Source organism: Tritonibacter sp. SIMBA_163 (genome assembly GCF_046535935.1).
Classification (GTDB): Bacteria; Pseudomonadota; Alphaproteobacteria; order Rhodobacterales; family Rhodobacteraceae; genus Epibacterium; species Epibacterium scottomollicae.
Map to the genome: position 1 here is coordinate 1 of NZ_JAWJBP010000456.1, position 271 is coordinate 271.

Annotated in this window: 1 protein-coding gene; it reads left to right on the forward strand. The window is 53.1% G+C overall.

Annotation, left to right across the window (positions count from 1 at the left end):
- The coding region (locus R0J92_RS23100) for a TRAP transporter large permease subunit (RefSeq protein ID WP_411053388.1) at window positions 1-271 on the forward strand (271 nt) is incomplete at both ends.

A 271-nucleotide genomic window follows, 5' to 3' on the forward strand; every position in this document is an offset into this window, starting at 1 on the left:
AGCGCCGCTTTACATACCGCTGGTCAAGAGCCTCGGATTCAACGCCATCTGGTTCGGCGTGCTCTACACCATCACTTGCCAAATCGCGTATATCACGCCGCCCTTCGGGTACAATCTCTTCATGATGCGAGCCTTGGCGCCGAAGGAAGTCACGCTGATAGATATCTATCGATCGATCGTGCCGTTCTTCTTCCTCATGGTGCTGACCATCATCATCCTGATGATTTTTCCGGAGATCGCGATGTGGTTGCCCAACTGGTACACAGGACGA